We start from the raw sequence: 6018 nt of genomic DNA, 5'->3' as shown, positions 1-6018 counted from the left end.
GGGGGGGGGCGGGGGGGGCGGGGGTGGGGGGGCGGTGGTGGGCGGTGGCGGCCATGGCCGTGGGTTTGGTATGGAAAAAATGGCGACGAGCCGGCGAAACCGCCGGGCGGCGCGAGCAGGGGACAGACATGGCAAAACTCCGGGAATGGGGCGAGAACGGCGTTTGGCTGGGTCTGTTCGACTAGCTAATGAGAATGAATCCTATTCGCATTTAATCGCAAGGGCAAGCCCGACACGCCCCTGTTCACGAAAGATGCCGCTGACCTCCGGTTATTCTGGGCAAGATGCTGAGCCTGCCCCCCGTCCGCAAACTGACCGTCGTCGTCCTTTCCACCGCCCTGCTGGCCGGTGCCCCGGACGCTGCCCGTGCGCTGGAACTGCGCACCGTCACCGTGCAGGGCCTGGCCGACGAGGAGATGCGCGACAACGTTGACGACGCGCTGTCGCTGCAGCGGCTAAATCCCAACCGGCGCGCGTCGCTCAGCGAAACCCGCCTGTCCTACCTGCTGCGCCAGGTGCCGTCCGAAGTACGCCAGGCCCTGGAACCCTTCGGCTACTACGAGCCCACCGTGGACGCACAGGTGCAGCGCACCGGCGAAACGGTCAGCGTGGTGGTGGTGGTGCAGGCAGGCACGCCGGTAAAGGTGCGCGGGCGGTCGCTGGCCATCACCGGCGCCGGGCGCGACGACAGCGCCCTGGTGCGGCGCCTGCAGCGGTTCCGGCCGCGCGAGGGCCAGCCCTTCCATCACGGCGTGTACGAGGACAGCAAGGCGACCATGGACCGCCTGCTGGCCGAGCGCGGCTACTTCGACGCCGTACTGCAGACCCACACCGTCACCGTGAACCGCGCCGAACACGCCGCCGACATCGACCTGGCCTGGGTCAGCGGCGACCGGCATGCGCTGGGCGCGGCCAGCTTCCAGGGGCACGACTTCCGCCCCGGCCTGCTGGAAAACCTCATCCCCTGGAAGCCCGGCGACCCCTACGACCAGCGCCAGCTGCTGGCCCTGCAGACGTCGCTGGCCGAGCTCGATTACTTCAGCGCCATCGACGTCACGCCCCAGCCCGATGACGCCACCGACCTGCAGGTGCCGGTGAGCGTGGCCCTGGCGATGGCCAAGCAGAGCATTTATTCGGCCGGCGTACGGGCCGGCACCGACTCGGGCCTGGGCGTCACCGGCGGCGTGGAGCGCCGCTGGATCAACGACCGCGGGCACAAGCTCAAGGCCCTGGCCAGCCTGGCCCAGCGCCGCAACGACGTCACGGTGCAGTACAAGATCCCGGCCTTTGCCTGGCTGGACGGCTGGTACGCGGTGTCGGCCAGCGTGCGCGAAGAGCCCGTGGACGAGATCGAAAGCCAGCTGGTGGAGCTGGTTGGCAGCCGCAGCGGCAAGCTGGGCCCCTGGGACCTGGTGGCGGCGATGAACGTGCGCCGCGAGCGCTACCGGGACTCACCCACCGGCGTGGACTATCTGTACAGCAACCTGGTGTTCCCATCGCTGTGGGCGCAGTGGTCGCGCACCGACGACCTGCTTTATCCGCGCCGCGCGCTGGGCGTGACCATGGAGGTGCGCGGCGGCTCGTCCGCACTGGGCTCGGACATCGACTTCCTGCAGTTCAGCGCCAAGGGCCAGTGGGTCCACGGCTTTGGACGGCGCGACCGCCTTCTGCTGCGGGCCGAAGCCGGCACCACGCTGAGCGACGATTTCGCCGAGTTTCCGCCCTCGCTGCGCTTCTACGCCGGCGGTGACCGCAGCGTGCGCGGCTACGCCTACCGCGAGATCGGCGAGCAGTTCGAAACCCTCGGCGGAGACCGCTACGTGGTTGGCGGCAAGCACCTGGCGGTCGCCAGCGTCGAGTACGAACGCATGTTCACCCGCCAATGGGGCGGCGCGGTGTTCGTGGACGCGGGCGATGCCTTCGACCGCCGCGACGACTTCAAAGCCGAATTGGGCGTGGGCGTCGGCGTGCGCTGGCGTTCGCCGGTGGGGCCGGTGCGCGTGGACATCGCCCGCGGCCTGGGGGATGCGGCGGGTAGCTCGCTGCGCCTGCACTTCAATATCGGACCCGACCTGTGACGGCGCCGCAGGCCGCCAAGCCGCCCCGCCGGTCCTTCGCACGCCGCTGGTCGCTGCGGCTGGGCGTGGGCGCGGTCGCCTTGGCGCTGGTGGCCGGCGCGCTGCTGCTGTGGCTGCTGGCCACGCCCGGCGGGCGCGACACGCTGCTTGACCGGGTGGTGGGTCTGCTGCCCGCCGATTCGCTGCGCTGGGAACAGGTGGAGGGAACGGTGTACGGGCCGCTGGTGTTGCGCGGACTGCGCTACGACCACGACGGCGTGGTGTTCACCGCCGAGCGCGTGCTGCTGGACGCGCGCCTGCTGCCGGTGCTGGGGCGGCGCCTGCAGCTGGACCGGCTGGAGGTGGACGGCGCCGTGCTGGTGTTGCCGCCCGCCGACGACGAGCCCTTCGCCCTGCCCTCGTGGCCCGACGTCATGCCCCGGCTGCCGATGCCGCTGCAGATCAACACCACCGCGATGGCCGTGGACGGCCTGCGCATCGAACGCGACGGCGCCACGCTGATCGACATCGGCACGCTGGCCGCCAGCGCACTGCAGCTTTCCGACGACGGTTTTTCGGTCGAATCGCTGGCGATGGACGCCAGCCTCGGCAAGATCACGCTCAAGGGCGAGTACCTGCCCGCGCGCAACTACCGCACCGATCTTTCCGGCGCGTGGATCGCGGCCGCCACGCCGACGATGCCGGCGGCCAACCTGCAGCTCAACGCCAAGGGCGACCTGTCCCGGCTTTCGCTCGACGTGGTGGGCAATGCCCCCGAGCCGCTGTCGCTGAGCCTGTTGCTGCAGGGCGCGGCGGCGGCGCCGGACTGGACGCTCACCGCCCAGTCCCAGGGCCTGCAGCCCGCCCTGCTGGGCATGGCGCAGGCGGAGCCCTGGCGCTTCGCCGTGGACGCCACCGGCCAGGGTGGCCAGGCCAAGCTGCAGGGCGAAGTGGCCCAGGGCGAATGGCGCATTGGCATCGAGCCCTCGACGCTGCGCCTGGAATCGCAGCTCCTGCGCGCGCAGCCCCTGCAGCTGTTGCTGCCGCAGGGACCGCTGACCATCACCGGCGAACTGCGCCTGGCCGGCGACGCTTCGGATTTCGACGCGGTGGTCAGCAGCCCCGGCCTGCGCCTGGACCCGGCAAGCGCCGAGCCCGGCGCGCTGCCGGTCACCGCCACCGGCGAGCTGCGCGCCAGCGGCCGGCTCCAGGCCTGGGCGGTCGAGGGCGAGGCACGCCTGGAGCGCGGCGACGAACAGGCCACGGTGCGGCTGTCGGGCGAAGGCGACGCGAACTCGCTGCGCCTGGATGCGCTGAACGCGACCACGCCCACCGGCTCACTGGACGGCAGCGGCACCCTGGCCTGGTCACCGGCGCTGTCGTTCGCCATCGAAGCCCAGCTGGCGGACTTCGACCCGGGCTATTTCGTCCCCGACTATCCCGGCGCGCTCAGCGGCCGCGTGCAGGCCAACGCCGACCAGCAGCCCGACGGACAGTGGCGCGCGAACGTGCAGATGCCTGCGCTGCAGGGCCAGCTGCGGGGCCGCCCGGTGTCGGGCCGGCTCGCCGCCGACTGGACCGGCGACCGCGGCACGGGCGACGCCGCGCTGCGCATCGGCGACAGCGTGATCGACCTGGCCGGCGACTTCGGTGCGCGCTACGACCTGCAGGCGCGCTTTGCGCCGCTGCTGCTCGACGACGTGCTGGCCGGCGCCCAGGGCAGCCTGCAGGGCACGGTGTCGCTGCGCGGCACGGCGACGGCGCCCGACATCACGGCGCAGCTGCAGGGCGACTCGCTGCGCTGGGGCGACCAGAGCGCGGCAACGCTGCAGCTCAAGGGCACGCTGCCCGCCACCGGCAGCGCCGGCCTGATCGAGGCCGAAGCCAGCGACGTGCTGCTGTCGGGTTTTGCCCTGGACCGCCTCGCGCTGCGCGGCAGCGGCAGCCTGGCCGCGCTGCAGTTCGACGCGCAAGCCAACGGCGGACAGGGCGAACTGGAAGTTGCCGGCCGCATTGGCCGCCGCGGCCAGCAGTGGCGGGGCCGCATCGGCACGCTGCGCCTGGCGGCCAACGACGCACCCCAGCTCAGGCTCGAAGCAGGCGCCGACTTTGAATTCGGCCCCGGCCTGCTGCGCCTCCTGCGCAGCTGCCTGGTGGCCAACGATCCGGGCGGCCGCCTGTGCGTCGCGGCCACCGGCAGCACGATCTCGGTGCAGGGCGAATCGCTGCCGCTGGCCCTGGCCCAGCCCTGGCTTCCCGCGGACCAGGGGCTGCCGCTCGGTATCGACGGCACCCTGGACGCCACGGTGGAACTGCGCCGCGGCCGCGACGGAAGCTGGCGCGGTGACGCGCGCCTCGCGTCCGAACGCGGCGCGCTGCGCCTGGCGCAAGATCTCGAGCGCGAAGTCTTCAGCTACCGCGACCTCGCCGTGGACCTGCAGGTCGAAGGCGATGCGATCACCGGCAGCCTGCAGGCCGCGCTCGCCGACGAGGGCCGGGTTTCGGCGCGCGTGCGCACCGGCCTGGCCGACAGCGCCGCGTTGGACGGCGAGCTCACGCTGGACGTGCGCAACCTCACCTGGCTCGAGCTGCTGTCGCCTGACCTGGCCGCCCCCGCCGGCCGGCTGCAGGGCACGCTGCTGCTGGCCGGCCCCCGCGGCCCGCCGCAGCTGTCGGGACAGGCGCAGCTGCAGCCGTTCTCGGCCGAACTGCCGGCGCTGGGCCTCAAGCTCACGCAGGGCCAGTTCGCGCTGGTGGGCAACGTCGACGGCACGTCGCGGCTGGAAGGCACGGTGCGCTCGGGCGAGGGCGTGCTGCAGGTGGAAGGCAGCCTGAACTTCCGTGACGCCACGGCGCCGCTGCAGCTGGTGCTGCGCGGCGAAAACGTCACGCTGGCCAGCACGCCCGAGCTCTACCTCATCGGAACGCCCGAGATCACGCTGCGCTGGCTGCCCGACCGGCTGGAGCTGCGCGGCACGCTGGCCGTACCCGAGGCGCGGGCCGACCTGGAAGCGTTGGACGGCAACGTGTCGGTGTCGCCCGACGTGGTGGTGGTGGATGCGATCGACCCCGCGCGCGAGCGGTCGAAGCCGCTGGACATGGATTTCTCGGTATCCCTGGGCGACAAGGTCAAGCTCAAGGGCTTTGGCCTGGACGGGTCGATGACCGGCGCACTGAGGCTGCGCGAACGCCTGGGCCGACGCGCCACGGCCAGCGGCACCCTGCAGGTCACCGGCAAGTACCGCGCCTATGGCCAGTCGCTCACCATCCAGCGCGCTCGGCTTTCCTACGCCGATGCCGCCTTCGACAACCCGACGCTCGACATCCGCGCCGAGCGCGTGTTCGACGACGTCACGGTGGGCGTGCAGGTGCGCGGCACGGCGTCGCGGCCAGACACCACCGTGGTCTCGAACCCGGCGATGGAAACCAGCGAGGCGCTGTCGTGGCTGGTGTTCGGCCGTCCGCTCAGCACCACCACGGCCGGCGAGAACGAGCAGTTGGGCGCCGCGGCGCTGGCGCTGGGCGTGGGCGGCAACCTGGTGGCGCAGCAGCTGGGCGCCAGCCTGGGCTTCGACGAGGCCGGCGTCAGCGATTCGCGCAACCTGGGCGGCGCCACCTTCACGGTCGGCAAGTACGTGCTGCCGCGCCTGTTCCTGAGCTACGGCGTGTCGCTGGTAGGCACCGGCCAGGTGGTCACGCTCAAGTACCTGCTCTCCCGCGGCTTCGACGTCACCATCGAATCCGGCAACGAAAGCGCCGCCTCCCTCAACTGGCGCACCGAGCGCTGACGCACGAACAGAGTCCGGGGCCGGCGCTGTCTTCACTGCGGCGCTGGCGTCAGCCTGGTGCTGGCGTTGTCCTGGTGTTCGCGTTGTCCTGGTGCCGGCGTCACCGCGGAAGCGAGGGTCACTTCCTGCGATTTAAAAGGCCCTGCCATGAGCAGGAAGTGACCCTCGCTTCC

2 protein-coding genes are annotated in these 6018 nt (G+C 71.7%); both read left to right on the top strand.

The features are described from left to right. Positions 1–284 precede the first annotated feature (284 nt). On the top strand, positions 285–2078 hold the full coding sequence (locus K0M70_RS15330) for an autotransporter assembly complex family protein (RefSeq protein WP_290783428.1): 1794 nt from the start codon (positions 285–287) through the stop codon (positions 2076–2078). Continuing rightward, complete coding sequence (locus tag K0M70_RS15325) at positions 2075–5845, top strand: translocation/assembly module TamB domain-containing protein (protein WP_290783426.1); 3771 nt, start codon at positions 2075–2077, stop codon at positions 5843–5845. Before K0M70_RS15330 ends, K0M70_RS15325 begins: the two co-directional genes overlap by 4 nt. Positions 5846–6018 lie beyond the last annotated feature (173 nt).

This window comes from Arenimonas sp. (assembly GCF_019459675.1).
In the GTDB taxonomy this organism is placed as follows: domain Bacteria; phylum Pseudomonadota; class Gammaproteobacteria; order Xanthomonadales; family Xanthomonadaceae; genus Arenimonas.
This window is presented reverse-complemented; position numbering and strand designations above follow the sequence as displayed.